Raw genomic sequence first — 17083 nt, forward strand, 5'->3', positions numbered from 1 at the left:
CCTTTTCATCGGCCGCGCAAAAGCGGGCCGCCAAACGCGGCGGATTTTGGCGGCGGGGAATCGCCTTTTCAATTGCTTCTCCGGCAGGGCCCGTGCTATAATGGGGACGGAAACTGCGCCGAACGCGGCGAAATATATGCCACAGAAAGGGACGCGCGAACATGGTACAGCTGAAAACAGAGAAACCCATCCTCTGCCTGGGGGACGTAAACCCCGACATCATCCTGCCCTACGGCGAATCCCGCCAGATCATGGACGCGGTCGCCCGGGGCGAGGCCGACGTCAACAGTCCCCGCCCCGAGATCGCCGTGCAGGGCGGCGGCTCGGTGGGCAACACCGCCTCCGGCCTGGGGCGGCTGGGGATGCCGGTCTTTTTCGCCGGGATGGCGGGCCACGACTCCTTTGGCCAGTTCATCAAAGAGGACTTTGAAAAAGACGGGGTGGACACCCGCTACCTGACCCTCAACCCCGACATCCCTACCGTCATCATCATGGCGGTGGTGGGGGAGGACAAAAACCGGGTCATCTATGTCTACCCGCCGGAAAACCCCTCCCACCTGCAGCTGCGGCCGCAGGACCTGCCGGACGAGATCATCCCCCAAATCGGCTGGGTGCACACCACCGGCTTTATGCTGCGGGAGAACCCGGCGGCCGACACGGTGATCGGCTTTATGGAAAAGTGCGCGGCGGCGGGGATCTTGGTCTCCTTTGACCTGAACCTGCGCATCGAGACCAACCCCCTCACCGAGGAGTTCCGGCAGAGGGTGATGCGGATCGTCAACATCTCCAACCTGTTGCTGGGCTCCGGGGTGGAGGAGTACATGCCCCTCACCGGCAAGGGCGACCCGGAAGAGGCGGCCCGCTCCCTGGTGACCCCCGACCGGGTGGTCATCTCCCGCGCGGGGGCGGCCGGCGTCCACTACTACACCGACGGGGAGGAGGGCTTCCTGCCCACCTTTGACGTGGAGGTGGTGGACACGGTGGGCGCGGGCGACGGCTTCAACGCCGGCTTCATCTCGGCGGCGGCCCGGGGTCTCCCCCTGCGCGACTGCGTGGACTGGGGCAACGCCACCGCCTGCTACACCATCTCCCACAAGGGGGCGCGCACCGTCCCGCCGCGGGAGGTCATTGAGAAATTTATGAAGGACGTTCCCTATATCCGCTGACGGGGGCGACAGGGGCCCGGCCGCTTTTGGTGGCCGGGCCCTTTTTTGCCGTTTGAGGGGCCGCCCCTTTTCAAATGGGGGCAGATGCCGTATAATAAGCCGGAGCCAAGAGAAGGACAGGTGATCTGACGAGATGCAAGTGACAGTATACGCCCAGCACGACTTTGTCGACCCGCAGCAGCTGGCCGGCAGCACGGCGGTGGTGATCGACACCTTCCGCGCCACCTCCACCGTCACGGCGGCCTTGGAAAACGGCTGCGCGGCGGTGATCCCGGTCGCCCACAAGGAGGACGCCTTTCGCCTGCGCAGGGAGGTGCCCGCCTACCGGGAGGCCCTGCTGGGGGGCGAGCGCAAGACCCAGATCATCCCTGGATTTGACTGCGGCAACTCCCCCCTGGAATACACCCGGGCGCGGATCGGGGGGCGGGTGCTCATCCTCTCCACCACCAACGGCACCAAGGCGATGGCCAAGGCCGAGCGGGCCAGCGCCATCTACCTGGGCTGTCTCAACAACGCCGAGGCGGTGGCAAGGCGCCTCTGGCGGCGGGGGGAGGACGTGCAGATCGTCTGTGCGGGCACCAAGGGCAATTTCTCCCTGGAGGACGTGGTGAGTGCCGGGGCGATGATCCACTACCTAAAGCTGTGGGGGGGCGGCGAAGTCGCCTGCAACGACCTGGGCTACACCGCCTGGAAGATGTTCGAGGGCTACGGGGCGGATATGGACGGGCTGCTGCGCCCCACCCGCCACTACGGCACCATGCTCAAAAACGACCTGGCAGAGGACATCGCCTACTGCATCCAGCTAAACATCAGCCGATCGGTCCCCGTCTGCCAAAACGGGCAGGTGGTTTTGGCGCCAAAAGAGGAGGAGACAAGATGAAAGAGACCAGGCCCTATCCGGCCGCAGCGGTGAGCCCCAAGGCAGAGGCGTCGATCCTGCGGGGGCACCCCTGGATTTACGACACCGAGGTGCGCCAGGCGGGGGAGGACTGCCTGGACGGCGAACTGGTGGACGTCTTTGGCCCCAAGGGCGGCTACCTGGGGACAGGCTTTTACAACAGCCACTCCAAAATCCGCATCCGGCTGCTCTCCCGCAACGCCAACGACCGCTTTGACGAGGCGTTTTGGGAGCGGCGGCTGCGCTATGCCTGGGACTACCGCAAGGCGGTGATGGGCGAAGACATCCGCTGCTGCCGGCTCATCTTCGGCGAGGCCGACGCCTTTCCCGGGCTGACGGTGGACCGATTCGACAACATCCTGGTGGCCCAGACCCTCTCGCTGGGGATGGAGCGGCGCAAGGGGCTGCTCTTTTCGCTGCTCTACAAGATCCTCACCGGGGACGGCCAGAAAATCGACGGCATCTACGAGCGAAACGACGTGGCCATCCGCCGTTTGGAGGGGATGGAAGAGGGCAAGGGATTTTACCCCCTGGACGGGGTCGCCCCCCCTGCGCAGACCCGGACCGAAATCGTCGAAAACGGGATCGCCTACCAGGTGGACTTTGAAAACGGGCAGAAGACCGGTTTCTTTTTGGACCAGAAGTACAACCGCCAGGCGGTGGCGAAACTGGCGGCTGGTCGGCGGGTGCTGGACTGCTTTACCCACACCGGCAGCTTTGCCCTCAACGCCGCCAAGGGCGGGGCCGAGTGGGTGGAGGCGGTGGACGTCTCCGCCTCCGCCGTGGAGATGGCGCGGGAGAACGCCCGCCGCAACGGTTTGGAGGAAAAGATGGGCTTCGCGGTGGCAAACGTCTTTGACCTGCTGCCGGCCCTGGCCAAGGAGCGGCGGGGGACCTACGACTTCATCATCCTCGACCCGCCGGCCTTCACCAAATCCCGCCACACGGTACACGGGGCCGAGCGGGGCTATAAGGAAATCAACTACCGGGCCATGAAGCTGTTGCCCCGGGGCGGGTATCTGGCCACCTGTTCCTGCTCCCACTTTATGAGAGACGAGCTCTTTCGAAAGATGCTCGTCAGCGCCGCGGCGGACGCCCAGGTGTCCCTCCGGCAGATCGAGGCCCGCCAGCAGGCCCCCGATCACCCCATCCTCTGGAATGTGCCCGAGACCGACTACCTGAAGTTCTACCTCTTTCAGGTGGTGTGAGGGTCACGAGGGGAGGGGAGAAGCCGCCTTTCTTTAGCGGGATCTCCCTTTTTGTTGTATTGGGCGGAATTTTGTACTATACTAATAAAGCTATCAACTGATTTTTGGAGGCTACTGCACTATGAAGAGATTGGAACTGACACAGCTTTTCCGGGAGGCCGAAGCCTATGGCGGCAAGACGGTGACGGTCTGCGGCTGGGTTCGGACCCTGCGCTCGTCCAAGGCGCTGGGCTTTATCGAGCTCAACGACGGGAGTTGCTTTAAAAATCTCCAAGTGGTTTTTCAGGACGGCCAGGTGGAGAATTTCAAGGAAATCGCCAAGCTGAACGTGGGCACCGCCCTCTCGGTGGAGGGGGAGGTGGTCCTCACCCCCGAGGCCAAGCAGCCGCTGGAGATCCACGCGGCCTCCATCTCGGTGGAGGGCCCCAGCAGCCCGGAATACCCCCTGCAGAAAAAGCGCCACTCCATGGAGTATCTGCGCACCATCGCCCATCTGCGCCCCCGGGCCAACACCTTTAACGCAGCCTTCCGGGTGCGCTCGGTGGCCGCCTTTGCCCTGCACCGCTTCTTCAACGAAAACGGCTTTGTCTACGCCCACACCCCCATCATCACCGGCAGCGACTGCGAGGGGGCGGGGGAGATGTTCCACATCACCACCCTGGACGCGGAGAACCCGCCCCGCACCGAGGACGGCCGGGTGGACTACAGCAAGGACTTCTTCGGCAAAAAGACCAGCCTCACCGTCTCCGGTCAGCTCAACGCCGAGAGCATGGCCCTGGCCTTTGGCAAGGTCTACACCTTTGGCCCCACCTTCCGGGCGGAAAACTCCAACACCCCCCGCCACGCGGCCGAGTTCTGGATGCTGGAGCCGGAGATCGCCTTTGCCGATTTGAACGACAACATGGACCTGGCGGAGGCGATGCTCAAATACGCCATCCGCTATGTGCTGGACAACTGCCCCGACGAGATGGCCTTCTTCAACAACTTCTTTGACAAGGGCCTCATCGAGCGGCTGGAAGGGGTGGCCAGCGCCGACTTTGCCCGCTGCACCTACACCGAGGCCATCGAGCTGCTGGAGAAAAACAAAGACCAGTTCGAGTTCCCGGTCTTCTGGGGCTGCGACCTGCAGACCGAGCACGAGCGCTACCTGACCGAGAAGGTCTTTCAGAAGCCGGTCTTTGTCACCGACTACCCCAAGGAGATCAAGGCCTTCTACATGCGCATCAACGACGACGGCAAGACGGTGGCGGCCTGCGACCTGCTGGTGCCCGGCATCGGCGAGATCATCGGCGGCAGCCAGCGCGAGGAACGGCTGGACGTGCTGACGGCGCGGATGGCCGAACTGGGCCTGGCGGAAGAGGACTACGAGTGGTACCTGGACCTGCGCCGCTTTGGCGGCACCAAACACGCCGGGTACGGCCTGGGCTTTGAGCGGCTGATCATGTACATCACCGGCATCCCCAACATCCGCGACGTGCTGCCCTTCCCCCGGACAACGGGCTCGGCAGAGTTCTAAAAAAGAGAAAAGCGAGCGCCGGACAGGCCCCAAAAGGGCTTGCCCGGCGTCTTTTTTGGGAAAAGACCGGGGAAAAAGGCGCCGGCAGTTGTGAGAAATTTGAAGAAATGTAACTTTTTAACTTGCACTTTTATATAACTGGATAAATGTATGAAAGGGGGTTGCAGCCGATAAAATAAGGGTATATAATAATCGACAAAGATAAAAGTTTGAAAAAGCACCTGTAAATTGCAAGTTTTTCATTTTTGAAATTGCAATACAGGGCAGCTTTTTTCTGTTAGAGAGAGTTTGTGGGAGGCAGGAAAGATGGCAAAGGAATACGGGGAAATGGGGCTGAGAGAGGCGGCGGCAGAGCTGTCCTCCCTCCGGGCGGCATATCGGGAGGCAGCTGCAAAGGGGTTGTCCCTGGACATGTCCCGGGGCAAACCCTGCAGCGAGCAATTGGCCCTCTCGATGGAGATGTACGACGTCCTGCGGGGGGAGGGGGACTACTTCAGCGAAGACGGCAGCGACTGCCGCAACTACGGTTTCTTTGACGGCCTGCCCGAGGCCAAGCGCCTCTTCGGCGAACTGCTGGGGGTGGGGGAGGACCAGATCTTCATTGGCGGCAACTCCTCCCTCAACCTGATGTACGACGTGATCGCCAAGTACCTGCTCAAGGGCGCCCTGGGGAGCGAGCGCCCTTGGGGGAAGGAGAAGAAGGTCAAATTCCTTTGCCCGGCGCCGGGGTATGACCGCCATTTCGGCATCTGCGAGGCGCTGGACATCGAGATGATCCCGGTGGCCATGACCCCGCAGGGACCGGATATGGACCGGCTGGAGGCGCTGGCAGCGGCCGATCCCCTCATCAAAGGGGTCTGGTGTGTGCCCCAGTACCAAAACCCCGAGGGCACCAGCTTCAGCGATGAGACGGTGCGGCGCTTTGCCGCCATGAAGCCCGCCGCCAAGGACTTCACCATCTTCTGGGACAACGCCTACATGGTGCACGACCTCTATCCCGACCGGCGCGACCGGGTGCTGGACATTCTGCGCTGCTGCGAAGAGGCGGGCTGTCCCGACCGGCCCATCGTCTTTGCCTCCACCTCGAAGATCTCCTTCCCCGGCGCCGGGGTGGCGGTGATCGCCGCTTCCCGGGCGAACATGGCCCGCATCAAGGCCCTGACGGTCCCCCAGACCATCGGCTTTGACAAGATCAACCAGCTGCGCCACGTCCGCTTCTTCGGCTCTGCCCAGGGGATAGCCGAGCACATGAAGAAACACGCCGACATCCTGCGGCCCAAGTTTGAACTGGTGGAGCAGATGTTGCAGCGGGAGCTGGGCGGCCTGGGGATCGCCCGCTGGACCAAGCCTCTGGGGGGCTATTTCATCAGCTTTTACACCGAGCCCGGCTGTGCCAAACGGGTGGAGCAGCTCTGCCAGGAGGCGGGGGTCAAACTGACCCCGGTGGGCGCCACCTACCCCTACGGCAAGGACCCCGATGACGCCAACATCCGCATCGCCCCCACCTACCCGCCGCTGGAAGAGCTGGAGAGCGCCATCTCCATCCTCTGCCTGGCGACCCGCATCGCTTCGCTGGAAAAGCGGCTGGAGCAAAAGGCCGCCTAAAAAGAGAAGAGGGCGGAGAGGTGACCTCACCTCTTCCCAAGAGCAGACGCCGATAAGGCGTCTGCTCTTTTTTGTACAGGGGGCAGCAAAAGAGGGGCCGCAACCGCGCGCCGCATGCTCCCGGCGGACACCGCAAGGATAGGGGGGGGGCAGAATGAAGGGGCTCTCTGGTCTCCAGCGACGGCCGGTCGTCTCCATTGCGGCCAAAGGGGCCTTTTGGCGGGGATGGGCGCCCGTCCGTTCGGCTGTCAAGAGGCCGGTCAAAGAGCCGTCAGGGCCGGGATCGCTGCGCTTTTGGCAGCGGAGAGAGGGCCGATGAGGGCCGGCTTTTGCAGAAGGGCCCGGTCGGGACCCACAGGAGAGAAGGGCAAACAGAGACAGCTGCCAACCGCCGTCCGGATCGCCTGCCGGAAGGACAGGGCCGCCTGTTGCCCCAAGGGCGCGGAAAGGGGAGAAGGGGCCCTGCTTCTTTGCCGGAAAAATCGGCTCTCGCCTCGGTGCGCCCTCGCCCGAATATTTGACTTTTCCCCTCTTTTTGCCTATAATGAACGGTATGTGTACGGTGCCTTTTGTGAGCGGGGGAGCGCCGGTTGGAGCAGACCGGTTCCGCCGCTTTTCAACTGCACCGCTCAAAATTGCAACTGGAGGAGTTTCACCGGTGAAAAAGAGAGGAAAAATCACATTTTTCGTTGTCTTTGCACTCATCGTGTTGCTGGCTTATACCGCAATTGCGGGCATCAGCACCCGGTATGGCGATGTGGAAAACATCATCATCAAGGGCGTTGACAGCATCCGGTGGGGCATCGACATCCGCGGCGGCGTAGACGTGACCTTTACCCCGCCTGCCGATGTGGAGGCGACTGACGACGAGATGTCCGCCGCCGAGTCGGTCATCAAACAGCGCCTGGTGTCCCAGAATATCACCGACAGCGAGGTCTACACCGACTACCAAAACGACCGCATCATCGTCCGCTTCCCCTGGAAAGAGGGGGAGAGCGACTTCAACCCCGAAAACGCCATCAAGGAGTTGGGGGAGACCGCCGAGCTGACCTTCCGCGAGGGCAACAGCACCGACAGCACCGGCGCCCCGACCGGGACGACGGCCACCAACATCATCCTGACCGGCAGCGACGTCAAGAGCGCCAAGGCCGGCCAGACCAGCGGCCAGAGCGGCAGCAGCGCCCAGTTTGTGGTGCAGCTGGAGCTCAACGACTCGGGCAAGGAGAAGTTCTCAGAGGCCACCGCCAAGCTGGCCCCCAGCAATGGGATCATCTCCATCTGGCTGGACAACCAGATGATCAGCTACCCCAATGTAAAGGATCACATCACCGACGGGATCGCCACCATCTCCGGCAACTTTGACGCCGAGAGCGCCAAGGAGCTGGCCGACAAGATCAACGCCGGCGCCCTGCCCTTTGCCCTGACGGCCGACAACTACAACACCATCAACCCCACCCTGGGGCTGGACGCCAAAGACGCCATGGTGTTGGCCGGCGGGATCGCACTGCTGCTGGTCTGCCTGTACATGATCATCGTCTACCGGCTGCCGGGCGCTGTCGCCTCCATTGCCCTGGTGGGGCAGACGGCCGGCGCCATCGCCGCCATCTCGGGCTACTTTGCCCCCTTCCCCAGCTTTACCCTCACCCTGCCGGGCATCGCGGGCATCGTCCTCGCCATCGGCATGGGGGTGGACGCCAACGTCATCACCGCCGAGCGCATCAAGGAAGAATTGCGCTCCGGCAAATCGGTGAACGCGGCCATCCAGTCCGGTTACAAGCGCGCCTTCTCCGCCATCTTTGACGGCAACATCACCGTCATCATCGTGGCCATCATCCTCATGGGGGCCTTCGGCCCGCCGGCAAGCATGTTTGCCACCCTGCTCAAACCCATCTTCCAGTTCTTCCCCTCGGCCATCACCGGTTCGATCTACTCCTTCGGCTACACCCTGCTGGTGGGTGTGCTCATGAACTTTGTCATGGGCATGGGCGCTTCACGGCTGATGCTCAAGTCCGTCTCCAAGTTCAAGTGCTTTGGCTCCAAATGGCTGTACGGAGGTAAAAAAGATGAAGAGTAACATGAATATCGTCGGCAAGCGAAAAATCTTTTTCACCATCTCTCTGGCCATTGTGGCAGTGACCATTCTGGTCTCGGTGATCTTCGGCGTCAAGCGGGACATCCAGTTCACCGGCGGCGCTATCATCACCTATTCCTATCAGGGTGAGCTGGACAAATCCTCCTTTGAAAGTGAGATGAAAGCGGCGCTGGACGGCCAGCACCTCAACTTGCAGTACTCGCAGAACAGCGCCACCGGCAAACAGAATGTGGTGATCTCCCTGCCCAATTCGGGCACCATCTCCATCGACAAGGTCAGTTCGATCCAGTCGATGCTCGATGAAAAGTTTGCCGCCAACGAGCTGACCCAGGAGTCGATCGACAGCGTCGACCCCACCATGGGGGGCGAATTCTTCCTCAAGTGCATTGCCGCTGTGGTCTTTGCCGCCGTGCTGATGATCCTCTTCATCGCCCTGCGCTTTCGCAAAATCGGCGGCTGGTCGGCGGGCGTTATGGCCGTGGTGGCCCTGCTCCACGACGTGGTCATGGTCTTTGCGGTCTTTACCCTCTGCCGCATCCCCCTCAACGACAACTTCATCGCCGTCGTTTTGACCATCTTGGGCTACTCGATCAACGACACCATCGTCATCTACGACCGCATCCGCGAGAACACCCAGCTGCACCGCTCGATGCCGGTGGCCGAACGGGTCAACCTGAGCATCAACCAGAGCTTTGTGCGCACCATGAACACCACCATCACCACCGTTATGGCCATGAGCGTGGTCTGCATCGTGGCGCTGATTTTCAACGTCACCTCCATCCTGACCTTCGCTTTCCCCATGATTGTGGGCATGATTTCCGGCGTCTACTCCAGCCTCTGCATCAGCGGCCCGTTGTGGGTGGTTTGGCAGGAGCACAAGGCCAAAAAGAAGGCCGAAGCCGCCAAGGCTCCCAAGGCCTCCAAGACCAAAAAGAAGAAGTAAGGGCCCTTCGAGCCTTTGTTCCCTGCGTTTGAAAAATACCGCTGTCCGATGGGACAGCGGTATTTTTTTGACCTGCACAGAGTTGCAATTTATCAAGAAATCCCCTATACTAAAAAGCGCCTGAAAAAAGGGGAGACCACCTTTTTTGTACCCTTTCAGGGTGGCCCCTAAAGTTCCCCGCACTCGCCGGCGGCGAGCGGAGAGAAAGGACAGATTTTTGGGGATGGCGGCCAATGGACCCGCCCCTTGTCACTTGCGGCGAGGGGCGACAGAAAGGGCCGGCAGGCGGGGAATGTCCCTTTTCACCCAACAGGAGGGCCGCCGATTGCACCGCTGCCGGAGGGGCCGCTGCGAGGATTTTCTCTGCTGGGCAGGGAAAATGGCAAATTGTTCAGATGTGAGCCAAATCTGTGAAAACAGTAAATTTATAAGCATTTGCTTAGCAAACGAGAAATTTGTCGAATGTTTTTGGTTGTCTTTTGTCGGAATCCAACGTATAATTTTTCATATTATATGTATGGAGGAATCGAAATGATTGTGAAGACAGCCTACACAGAAGATTTTGAAGAGAGAGTTCGCTACGACCTGATTGGGGAGTACCGAGAGCTGGACGAAGTCTACTACCTTGGCTACGGGTTTGAGGTGACCGCCTGTAAGAGCGGAGAGTCGCGCCGCATTGCCGATTTCACTTCACTGCCCCAGCGGGCTGAGAGCGTCTTTCAGCTGCTGGTGGACTGCCGGGTTGCGCCGTTTCAGCTCCAATATGTTTTGGAGGACCTGCTGTAAAGGCGGGTGCAGAGAGGGAGAGAGCTATATGAAATGTCCGTTTTGTTCCTATACAGAGAGCAAAGTCGTCGATTCCCGCCCCACTGAAGAGGGGGAGAAGATCCGCCGTCGCCGGGAGTGTCTCAGCTGCGGGCGGCGCTTCACCACCTATGAGGTGATTGAAAACCTGCCCCTCATCGTCATCAAAAAGGACAAGTCGAGGGAGCTGTTCGACCGGGACAAACTGCTGGGCGGGCTGATCCGGGCCTGTGAGAAGCGCCCCATCCCCTTGAGCCAGCTGGAGGAGTTGGCGGCCGACATCGAGTCGTCCTTTCTCAACTCCCTGATGGGGGAGGTCACCTCCACCGAAATTGGCGAAAAGGTGATGGAGGAGCTCAAGGCGATCGACGAGGTGGCCTATGTGCGCTTTGCCTCGGTCTACCGGGAGTTCAAGGACATCAACTCCTTTATGGACGAGCTCAAACGGCTGCTGCAAAAGGACGGAAAGTAGCAATTTTCCCACATGCAATAAAGCCTTGCCAGTCAAGGCGACAATGGGGCGCCCGAGAACGAGATTCTCGAGCGCCCCATTGTCGTTTTTGTGTGCTGTGAACACAGGTGACTAGGTCAAAATCTCCCAGGTGATATTGTCGCCCTTAAGGATGTGCTCCAAGTTGGAGCGGACACCGTAGCACTCACCCAGGTAGAGGGAGAGGTCCCCCTTCTCCAAATAGCCCTGCATCTTGTAGATGGACACCCCGATGTCCTCTACGTTTTTGCGGTTGGTGAACAGGTTGATGAGCTGTTTGCTGTCCTCCCAGGACTGCATCAGCTTTTCGTTTTCTTCGGGCAGCTGTTCGCTGCCGTCGGTGGCCAGCAAGATGACCTCGTTGAGCCTGCCGTTGATGTCGTTGTAGCAGTTGGTGAGAATATGGGTCGAGGTCACGGCCAGGGCCACAGAAAGGGCGAAGATACTCAGTGCGAGGATGACGCGCTTCACAAAACTGCCTCCTTTATACTGTAAAGTGATATGCCTTTTCAGAAAAAATAGCTGGAAAGGGGCTCAGCTCCCCTCTTTTTTTACAATGCGAATGTTGCGGTAGCTGTCGCAGGTCATGAGAAAGACGTCGGGGATGCGGCAGTGGCTGGCGGCCAGCTTGTCCTCCACGAATTGGCGGGTGATCCCGCAGTCGCGCAGGGCTTGTTCCATCAATTTGCCGTCGCTGATGACCACCAGCTGTGGGGTGGGGTCGGTGCCCGCGATCTGCATGTCCTTATTCTGTACGGTGGAGGCGGAGAAGCGCTGGAGCACGCTGAGCTTGCCGTTGGTCTCGACAATGGCATAGTAGACGTCCTCCAGGGAAAAAATGTCCTTGAGGCGCAGCTCTTCCAGCAGGTCTTCTACGGTCATCCGCAGTTTCTCCAGCTCGTTTTGCACGATTTTCCCCTCCCGCACCACCACGATGGGGGTGCCGGTGACCATCTTGCGGAAGCGGTTGCTCTTGAGGGAGAAAAAGGAGAGGAAGACCTCGTAGCAGATGATCAAAAAGATGGGCAGGATGCCGGCCAAAATGGGGATATCGGTGTTTTCGATGGGGAGGGAGACAATGTTGGAGATGAGGATGGTGGTCACCAGTTCGGAGGGCTGCATCTCGCTGATCTGTCGCTTTCCCATCAGTCGCAGGGCTATGACGACGATGGCGTAAAGTATCGTCGTGCGCACAATCAAAACTAACATAACATCACCTGTCGCTAGTATGGTGTCAGCCGCCTCTATTATGTATGAAGCGGTGGAAAAAAGGCCAGAATAGGCCAGAGAGAGGTGATGGAAATGAGACTGTGCGCTGATTTGACGGAGAACATCGTCGCCCTGCGGGCGCTGGTGCAAAACAGCTCCGACTTTTTGAATAAATCCATCCATCTGGCGGGGCACCGGTGCGAGCTGGTCTTCTGCGAGGGGATGATCGGCATCGGCACCCTGGCGGAGCTGATCATCGAGCCCCTGCGCGAGTACCGGGACGCCTGCATCCAAGAGCCGGAAGAGCTCTTTTTGACCCTGGGGCGGACCGATTTTCTGGCCGCCGACCAGAAGGTGGTCCTCACCAGGGAAGAGGTGTTGCAGTTTGCCATGTCCGGCTTTGCGGTGCTGCTCATCGACGGCTGCGAAAAGGGGCTGGCCCTGGGGGTGCAGGGATTCAACTTTCGCTCCATCTCCGAGCCGGGGAACGAGCAGAACATGCGGGGGAGCAGGGAGGGGTTTGTGGAGGCCGCCCGCATCAACCTGACCATGATCCGCCGGCGGATGAAGAGCCCCCACCTGAAATTTGAATACATGAATCTGGGCAGCGAGAGCAAGACCGACGTCTTTTTGGTCTACATGACCGACAAGGTCAGCGCCAAGGTGCTGGCGGAAATCAAGGAGCGGCTGGGCACCATCCGCCTGGAGGCCATCCTGGACAGCGGCTATGTGACCCCGTTTTTGGACAAGAAGAACGCCTCCCTCTTCTCTGGGGTGGGGTACACCGAGCGCCCGGATACCCTCTGCGGCAAAATCATGGAGGGCCGGGTGGGGATCCTCATCGACGGCACCCCCTTTGTGCTGGTGGCGCCCTATCTCTTCAGCGAGAACTTTCAGTCGCTGGACGACTACGCCCAGCGCCCCTACTACGTGACCTTTATCCGCTGTTTAAAGTTCTTGGCCTTTACAATCAGTTTCCTCCTCCCCGGCGGCTATGTGGCGGTGGTGACCCACCACCCGGAGCTGCTGCACAAGGAGCTGCTGGTCAAGATCATCGAGGCGCAGCAGGGAACGCCTTTCCCGCTGATGGTGGAGGCCCTCATCATCCACATCATCTTTGAAATCATGAGAGAGGCGGGGCTGCGGCTGCCCAAATCGGTGGGGCACGCCGTCAGCATCGTCGGGGCCCTGGTCATCGGCGACGCGGCGGTCTCGGCCGGCCTCATCGGCACCCCCATGGTGCTGATCGTGGCCCTGACGGCCGTCAGCTCCTTTGTGGTGCCCAATCTCTACGAGCCGGTGACCATCCTCAAGTTCGCCTTTATCCTGCTGGGGGGCTTTTGGGGGCTCTACGGCATCGCCCTGGGGCTGTTGGCGCTGCTGCTCAACCTCTGCTCCATCAACACCTTCGGCATCCCCTACACCAGCCCCATCTCCCCCTTTGGCAAGGCGGCGTTTCGCGACGTCTTTGTGCGGGCCAGCTGGCCCACCCTGCAGAAAAGCCGCAGCGGCATCGTGCAGGACCTGCCCGGCTCCTCGGTGCAGAGCGATGGGGGGCACGGCGATGCATAAGGGAATACAGTATATCGGCCGCAAGCAGTTTGTCCTGCTGCTGGTCCTCTCCAACCTCTTCAGCTACCTGACCTACTACCCCCGCGCCTCTGCCGGACAGGTGGAATTTGGCTCCAGCATCGCCGGATTGGTTTTGGGCAACCTGGCCGTCTGGGGGATCGGCGCCCTCTTTTTCGCGCTGGAGGACGGCACCGGCAAGAACCTCTGTGACTTCATGCTCTTTTACAACCGGCCCCTGGGGCGGCTCTACAATGGGTTGCTGGCGGCTTTTTTGGGGCTGTCCGCCGCCCACTCCATCTGCGGATTCGTCCGCTTTCTCAACCGGGAGATCTTTCCCCAGAGCAGCTATCTGGTCTTTTTGATCCCCTTTCTGGGGGTGCTGATTTTCGGCGTGGTGGTGGGGATCGAGAGCTTTGCCCGCACCGCTTCGGTGATTTTTGTCTGCGCCGCCCTCTCCGTCGCCCTCATCTTCTTCGGCACGGTGGGGAACGTGGAGCCGTCGGCCCTGCGGGCCTATTCGCAGGTGCGGTGGACCGGGCTCTGGGGGACCTTTGTCGCCGTCTTGCAGTCCAATGTGGAGCTCCTGCTCCTCTTCACCCTGGTCAAGCACCTGGCGCAGCGCACCCCCTCGGTCTTTCAGGGCTACTTCTGGCTGGCCACCGGCGGGTCGGTGGGGCTCTCCCTGCTGGTGAAACTGGCCCTGGGGAACTACGCCCAGATGCAGCAGTACCCCTTTTACGCCCTGGCCGTCTCCTCCGACCTGTCGGTGGTTCAGCGGCTGGACTCCTTTTACCTGGTCATCTGGGTGCTCATCTCCTTTGTGCGGGTGACCGCCCTGCTGCTCGCCCTCTGCACCGCCCTACAGGGGGTGCTGCCCGATCGCCGCTACAACAGCGGGGTCTGGACGGCTTTGTCCCTGGTGGCCGCCCTCTCGGCGGCGGTGGGGGCCAGCAGCCGACTGTACGAGTGGCTCACCGCCCTGGTCAAGGGGTGCTTTGCCCCCCTGACCTTGGCGCTGTTGCCCCTGCTCTACGTGTTTTACAAGCGGACAGTGGGCAGAGGGGAAAAGACGAGAGGAGGTGCCCGCGGTGAAGCGGTTCACTAGTGTGGTGACAGCTCTGCTCTGTTGTCTGTTGCTGCTCACCGGCTGTGCCGACGGGCAGCAGATCAGCCGCCGCAAGATCGTCCGCGCCCTGGCGCTGCAGGGGGACGAGCGCGGCTACACGGCGGTCCTCTGCATCCTGCAGCCGGAGGAGAACCAGTACCTCGCCCTGCGGGGGGAGGACCTGGGCGATTTGCAGCGCCAGCTCTCCCAGCGGGAGGTCTTTTTGGACAGCGCCGACCAGGTCTTTGTCTCCGACGAGCTGGTCTACCGGGGCAACCTGCCCCTGCTGCGGCAGTTCTTCATCGAGCAGCTGCGCATCCGCCCGAGCGCCAAAATTTACGCCTACACCGGCGAATACAGCGAGGAGTGGATGGGCCTCACCCGGGAGGAAAACGGCCAGTTCGGCTTTGCCGAGATCCGCGACCTGGCCGACGCGAGGGTCACCCTGCCAATCATTGAAGCGGGGCCGCTGGGCGCAGGCGCAGTGCGGGCCCTCCGCGCGGAGGAGGAGCGCTCCTACCCCCTGGGGGCACAGGAGTATTTGGGCTATCTCCTCCTCAATCGACGGTTGGACGGCTACAAGAGCGAGTGGGGGCTGATTGCCAGTGCCGCCCCCTATATTCAGCCCGGGGAGGGGAGAGAGGAGAGTGTGGTCACGGTGTCTGTTCGCACTTCTCCACAGGTGACTGAAAAAGAGCTGACAGAGGCCGTCGCAAGTTATCAAAAGCTGTGTGCAGATCGGCGCTGCAACCCCATTGACCTGCTGCAAGACGAGGTGTTTCAGGTTTCGGTACAGCAGAAAAATGGGGACTCTTTTCAGGAAATTTTGTGACCATTGCCAGATTCTGAGAGATTGTTAGCAATCGTTTGCGCAATTGCCGGCGGATCGGGCATTCCATTTTGCTGCGCACGCCAAAAAGCGGCCAGGCCGAATCGCTCGGTCTGGCCGCTTTCGCAAAGGGGAAAGAAGGCTATTTCTTGGTCAGCTTGTCGGCCACGTAAAGGCCGTTGGCCGCCGCCTGGGAGAGGGAACGGGTGAAGCCGGCCCCGTCGCCCAGGGCGTAGATGCCCTTGCAGCCACTGATGGCAAAGTCGTCGGCTGCCGGGCGGGCAGAGTAGTATTTGCACTCAATGCCGTAGAGCAGGGTGTCGTGGTTGGCGGTGCCGGGGGCAATGGCGTCCAGGGCGTGCAGGGTCTCCAAAATGCTGTCGAGCTGGCGCTTGGGCATGCACAGGGAGAGATCGCCGGCCACCGCGTCCAGGGTGGGGCGGGTGGTGGACTGGCGCAGCCGGGCCTCATCGGTGCGGCGGCCGTTCTCCAAATCGCCCAGGCGCTGCACCAGCACGCTGCCGCCGCTGATGAGGTTGGCCAGCCGGGCCACGTGGCGGGCGTACTCGATGGGTTGGTTGAAGGGCTGGGTGAAGCGGATGGTGGAGAGGAGGGCAAAGTTGGAGTTCTGGCTCTTCTTGGCCTCATCCCGGTAGGCGTGGCCGTTGACGGTGAGCACTCCGTCGGTGTTCTCGGTCACCACCTGGCCCCGCTCGTTAAAGCAGAACATCCTCGTCACGTCGCCGTATTTTTTGGAGCGGTACCAGATTTTGGGCTCGTAGATTTTTTTGGAGAAGTCGTCCCAAATCATCGAGGGCAGCTCGACGCGCACCCCCACGTCCACCTGGTTGTTTTCCAGCGGGATCTGGTTTTGGGCGCACCACTCGGAGAAGAAGCGGCTGCCGGCCCGGCCCACGGCAAAGATGATCTCGTCCGCCTTGAAGGAGGCGGTGCCGCTGCGGTCCTCGGTGAAGATCTCGTGGCTCTCGCGGTTGACGTCGATCACGTTGGTGTCGGTGACGATCTCCACCTTGGAGCTGATCTCCTCGATGAGCTTGCGCATGGTGTCGAAGTTGGCGTCGGTCCCCAGGTGTTTGAGCTGGGCCTGGGCCATGTGCAGGTCGTTTTGCAGGCAGAGCTTTTTCAGGTCGTTGTTGGGCATGAACCGCTCGGTGGTGGCGCCGAAGGAGACCAGGATCTTGTCGGCCTGCTCGATGTAGTCGATGACCGTGCTGGGGGCCAAAAAGTCGGTCAGCCAGCCGCCGTACTCGGTGGAGATGACATACTTGCCATCGGAAAAGGCGCCGGCGCCGGCCATCCCCTCCATGATGGCGCAGGACTCGCACTTGATGCACTTTTGCACCTTTTTGGCGACGATGGGGCAGACCCGCTTGACGATGGCATGGCCCTTTTCCACCAGCACCACCGATTTCTCCGGGGCGTTCTCCGCGATCCGGTAAGCGGCCATGATGCCGCCGATGCCGCCGCCGATAATGGCAATGTCGTAGTGTTGTTTTTTCACCGTGGTACCCTCCGTTTTCTTCTCTGCGCCACAAAAAATGGCGCGCCCCCGCTTTGGCTGGGGGATTTGGCGCGCCATTTGAAGTGCAGGCGGCGACCCAGGCCGGGCCGCAGTCATTTCCATA

At 60.8% G+C, this 17083-nt stretch carries 15 protein-coding genes; 12 read left to right on the forward strand and 3 right to left on the reverse strand.

The annotated features are described in order from the left end of the window. The first annotated feature begins 161 nt into the window (after nucleotides 1-161). The 9 genes from KQI11_RS04395 to nrdR all read left to right on the forward strand — a co-directional run bounded on the left by KQI11_RS04395 (nucleotide 162) and on the right by nrdR (nucleotide 10704). Nucleotides 162-1166, forward strand: a complete 1005-nt coding sequence (locus tag KQI11_RS04395; protein ID WP_185915193.1) for a carbohydrate kinase family protein — start codon at nucleotides 162-164, stop codon at nucleotides 1164-1166. Between the two features lie 133 nt (nucleotides 1167-1299). Further along, entirely contained in the window at nucleotides 1300-2046 is a 747-nt protein-coding gene (locus tag KQI11_RS04400) for a 2-phosphosulfolactate phosphatase (protein WP_185915192.1), read from the forward strand. Further along, a complete protein-coding gene (locus KQI11_RS04405) occupies nucleotides 2043-3272 on the forward strand; it encodes a class I SAM-dependent rRNA methyltransferase (RefSeq protein ID WP_216401219.1) in 1230 nt (409 codons plus the stop codon). The genes KQI11_RS04400 and KQI11_RS04405 overlap by 4 nt, the downstream gene beginning before the upstream one ends. Before the next feature lie 121 nt (nucleotides 3273-3393). Next, on the forward strand, nucleotides 3394-4788 hold the full coding sequence (asnS, locus tag KQI11_RS04410; RefSeq protein WP_216401220.1) for an asparagine--tRNA ligase: 1395 nt from the start codon (nucleotides 3394-3396) through the stop codon (nucleotides 4786-4788). Nucleotides 4789-5094: 306 nt separating this feature from the next. Then, complete coding sequence (locus tag KQI11_RS04415; RefSeq protein ID WP_286172538.1) at nucleotides 5095-6393, forward strand: aspartate aminotransferase type Ic; 1299 nt, start codon at nucleotides 5095-5097, stop codon at nucleotides 6391-6393. A 658-nt stretch (nucleotides 6394-7051) separates the two neighbouring features. After that, a complete protein-coding gene (gene secD / locus KQI11_RS04420) occupies nucleotides 7052-8467 on the forward strand; it encodes a protein translocase subunit SecD (protein ID WP_185915189.1) in 1416 nt (471 codons plus the stop codon). Further along, entirely contained in the window at nucleotides 8457-9428 is a 972-nt protein-coding gene (gene secF, locus KQI11_RS04425; protein ID WP_216401221.1) for a protein translocase subunit SecF, read from the forward strand. Before secD ends, secF begins: the two co-directional genes overlap by 11 nt. 531 nt (nucleotides 9429-9959) lie before the next feature. Next, nucleotides 9960-10214, forward strand: a complete 255-nt coding sequence (locus KQI11_RS04430) for a DUF6514 family protein (RefSeq protein ID WP_216401222.1) — start codon at nucleotides 9960-9962, stop codon at nucleotides 10212-10214. Between the two features lie 28 nt (nucleotides 10215-10242). Continuing rightward, nucleotides 10243-10704, forward strand: a complete 462-nt coding sequence (gene nrdR / locus KQI11_RS04435) for a transcriptional regulator NrdR (protein ID WP_021659088.1) — start codon at nucleotides 10243-10245, stop codon at nucleotides 10702-10704. A 111-nt stretch (nucleotides 10705-10815) separates the two neighbouring features. Here the strand turns inward: nrdR and KQI11_RS04440 are convergent, their stop codons facing one another. Both KQI11_RS04440 and KQI11_RS04445 read right to left on the reverse strand, forming a co-directional pair. Next, complete coding sequence (locus tag KQI11_RS04440; protein WP_216401223.1) at nucleotides 10816-11193, reverse strand: DUF4363 family protein; 378 nt, start codon at nucleotides 11191-11193, stop codon at nucleotides 10816-10818. A gap of 63 nt (nucleotides 11194-11256) precedes the next feature. Continuing rightward, complete coding sequence (locus tag KQI11_RS04445) at nucleotides 11257-11931, reverse strand: DUF421 domain-containing protein (RefSeq protein WP_216401224.1); 675 nt, start codon at nucleotides 11929-11931, stop codon at nucleotides 11257-11259. Nucleotides 11932-12024: 93 nt separating this feature from the next. Here KQI11_RS04445 and KQI11_RS04450 point away from each other — a divergent pair, with 93 nt between their 5' ends. The 3 genes from KQI11_RS04450 to KQI11_RS04460 are packed head-to-tail and all read left to right on the forward strand — an operon-like array spanning nucleotide 12025 to nucleotide 15440. Next, the gene (locus KQI11_RS04450) at nucleotides 12025-13503 is read left to right on the forward strand and encodes a spore germination protein (protein WP_216401225.1); all 1479 of its coding nucleotides are present in this window, start codon (nucleotides 12025-12027) and stop codon (nucleotides 13501-13503) included. Further along, on the forward strand, nucleotides 13496-14608 hold the full coding sequence (locus KQI11_RS04455; protein WP_216401226.1) for a GerAB/ArcD/ProY family transporter: 1113 nt from the start codon (nucleotides 13496-13498) through the stop codon (nucleotides 14606-14608). Before KQI11_RS04450 ends, KQI11_RS04455 begins: the two co-directional genes overlap by 8 nt. Then, the gene (locus tag KQI11_RS04460; RefSeq protein WP_216401227.1) at nucleotides 14592-15440 is read left to right on the forward strand and encodes a hypothetical protein; all 849 of its coding nucleotides are present in this window, start codon (nucleotides 14592-14594) and stop codon (nucleotides 15438-15440) included. Before KQI11_RS04455 ends, KQI11_RS04460 begins: the two co-directional genes overlap by 17 nt. A 139-nt stretch (nucleotides 15441-15579) precedes the next feature. On the opposite strand, the gene KQI11_RS04465 is transcribed toward KQI11_RS04460, so the two are convergent. Further along, the gene (locus tag KQI11_RS04465; RefSeq protein ID WP_256135646.1) at nucleotides 15580-16959 is read right to left on the reverse strand and encodes an NAD(P)/FAD-dependent oxidoreductase; all 1380 of its coding nucleotides are present in this window, start codon (nucleotides 16957-16959) and stop codon (nucleotides 15580-15582) included. Between the last annotated feature and the right edge of the window lie 124 nt (nucleotides 16960-17083).

It is taken from the genome of Acetanaerobacterium sp. MSJ-12 (assembly GCF_018917875.1).
Lineage (GTDB): Bacteria > Bacillota > Clostridia > Oscillospirales > Ruminococcaceae > Bittarella > Bittarella massiliensis.

Excerpts from the sequence above, each read along its gene's own strand:
- KQI11_RS04455 (WP_216401226.1), top strand. The coding sequence starts at position 13,496 with ATGCATAAGGGAATACAGTATATCGGCCGCAAGCAGTTTGTCCTGCTG.
- KQI11_RS04395 (WP_185915193.1), top strand. The coding sequence starts at position 162 with ATGGTACAGCTGAAAACAGAGAAACCCATCCTCTGCCTGGGGGACGTA.
- KQI11_RS04415 (WP_286172538.1), top strand. The coding sequence starts at position 5,095 with ATGGCAAAGGAATACGGGGAAATGGGGCTGAGAGAGGCGGCGGCAGAG.
- KQI11_RS04430 (WP_216401222.1), top strand. The coding sequence starts at position 9,960 with ATGATTGTGAAGACAGCCTACACAGAAGATTTTGAAGAGAGAGTTCGC.
- KQI11_RS04445 (WP_216401224.1), bottom strand. The coding sequence starts at position 11,931 with ATGTTAGTTTTGATTGTGCGCACGACGATACTTTACGCCATCGTCGTC.
- KQI11_RS04450 (WP_216401225.1), top strand. The coding sequence starts at position 12,025 with ATGAGACTGTGCGCTGATTTGACGGAGAACATCGTCGCCCTGCGGGCG.
- asnS (WP_216401220.1), top strand. The coding sequence starts at position 3,394 with ATGAAGAGATTGGAACTGACACAGCTTTTCCGGGAGGCCGAAGCCTAT.
- nrdR (WP_021659088.1), top strand. The coding sequence starts at position 10,243 with ATGAAATGTCCGTTTTGTTCCTATACAGAGAGCAAAGTCGTCGATTCC.
- secF (WP_216401221.1), top strand. The coding sequence starts at position 8,457 with ATGAAGAGTAACATGAATATCGTCGGCAAGCGAAAAATCTTTTTCACC.
- KQI11_RS04400 (WP_185915192.1), top strand. The coding sequence starts at position 1,300 with ATGCAAGTGACAGTATACGCCCAGCACGACTTTGTCGACCCGCAGCAG.
- KQI11_RS04405 (WP_216401219.1), top strand. The coding sequence starts at position 2,043 with ATGAAAGAGACCAGGCCCTATCCGGCCGCAGCGGTGAGCCCCAAGGCA.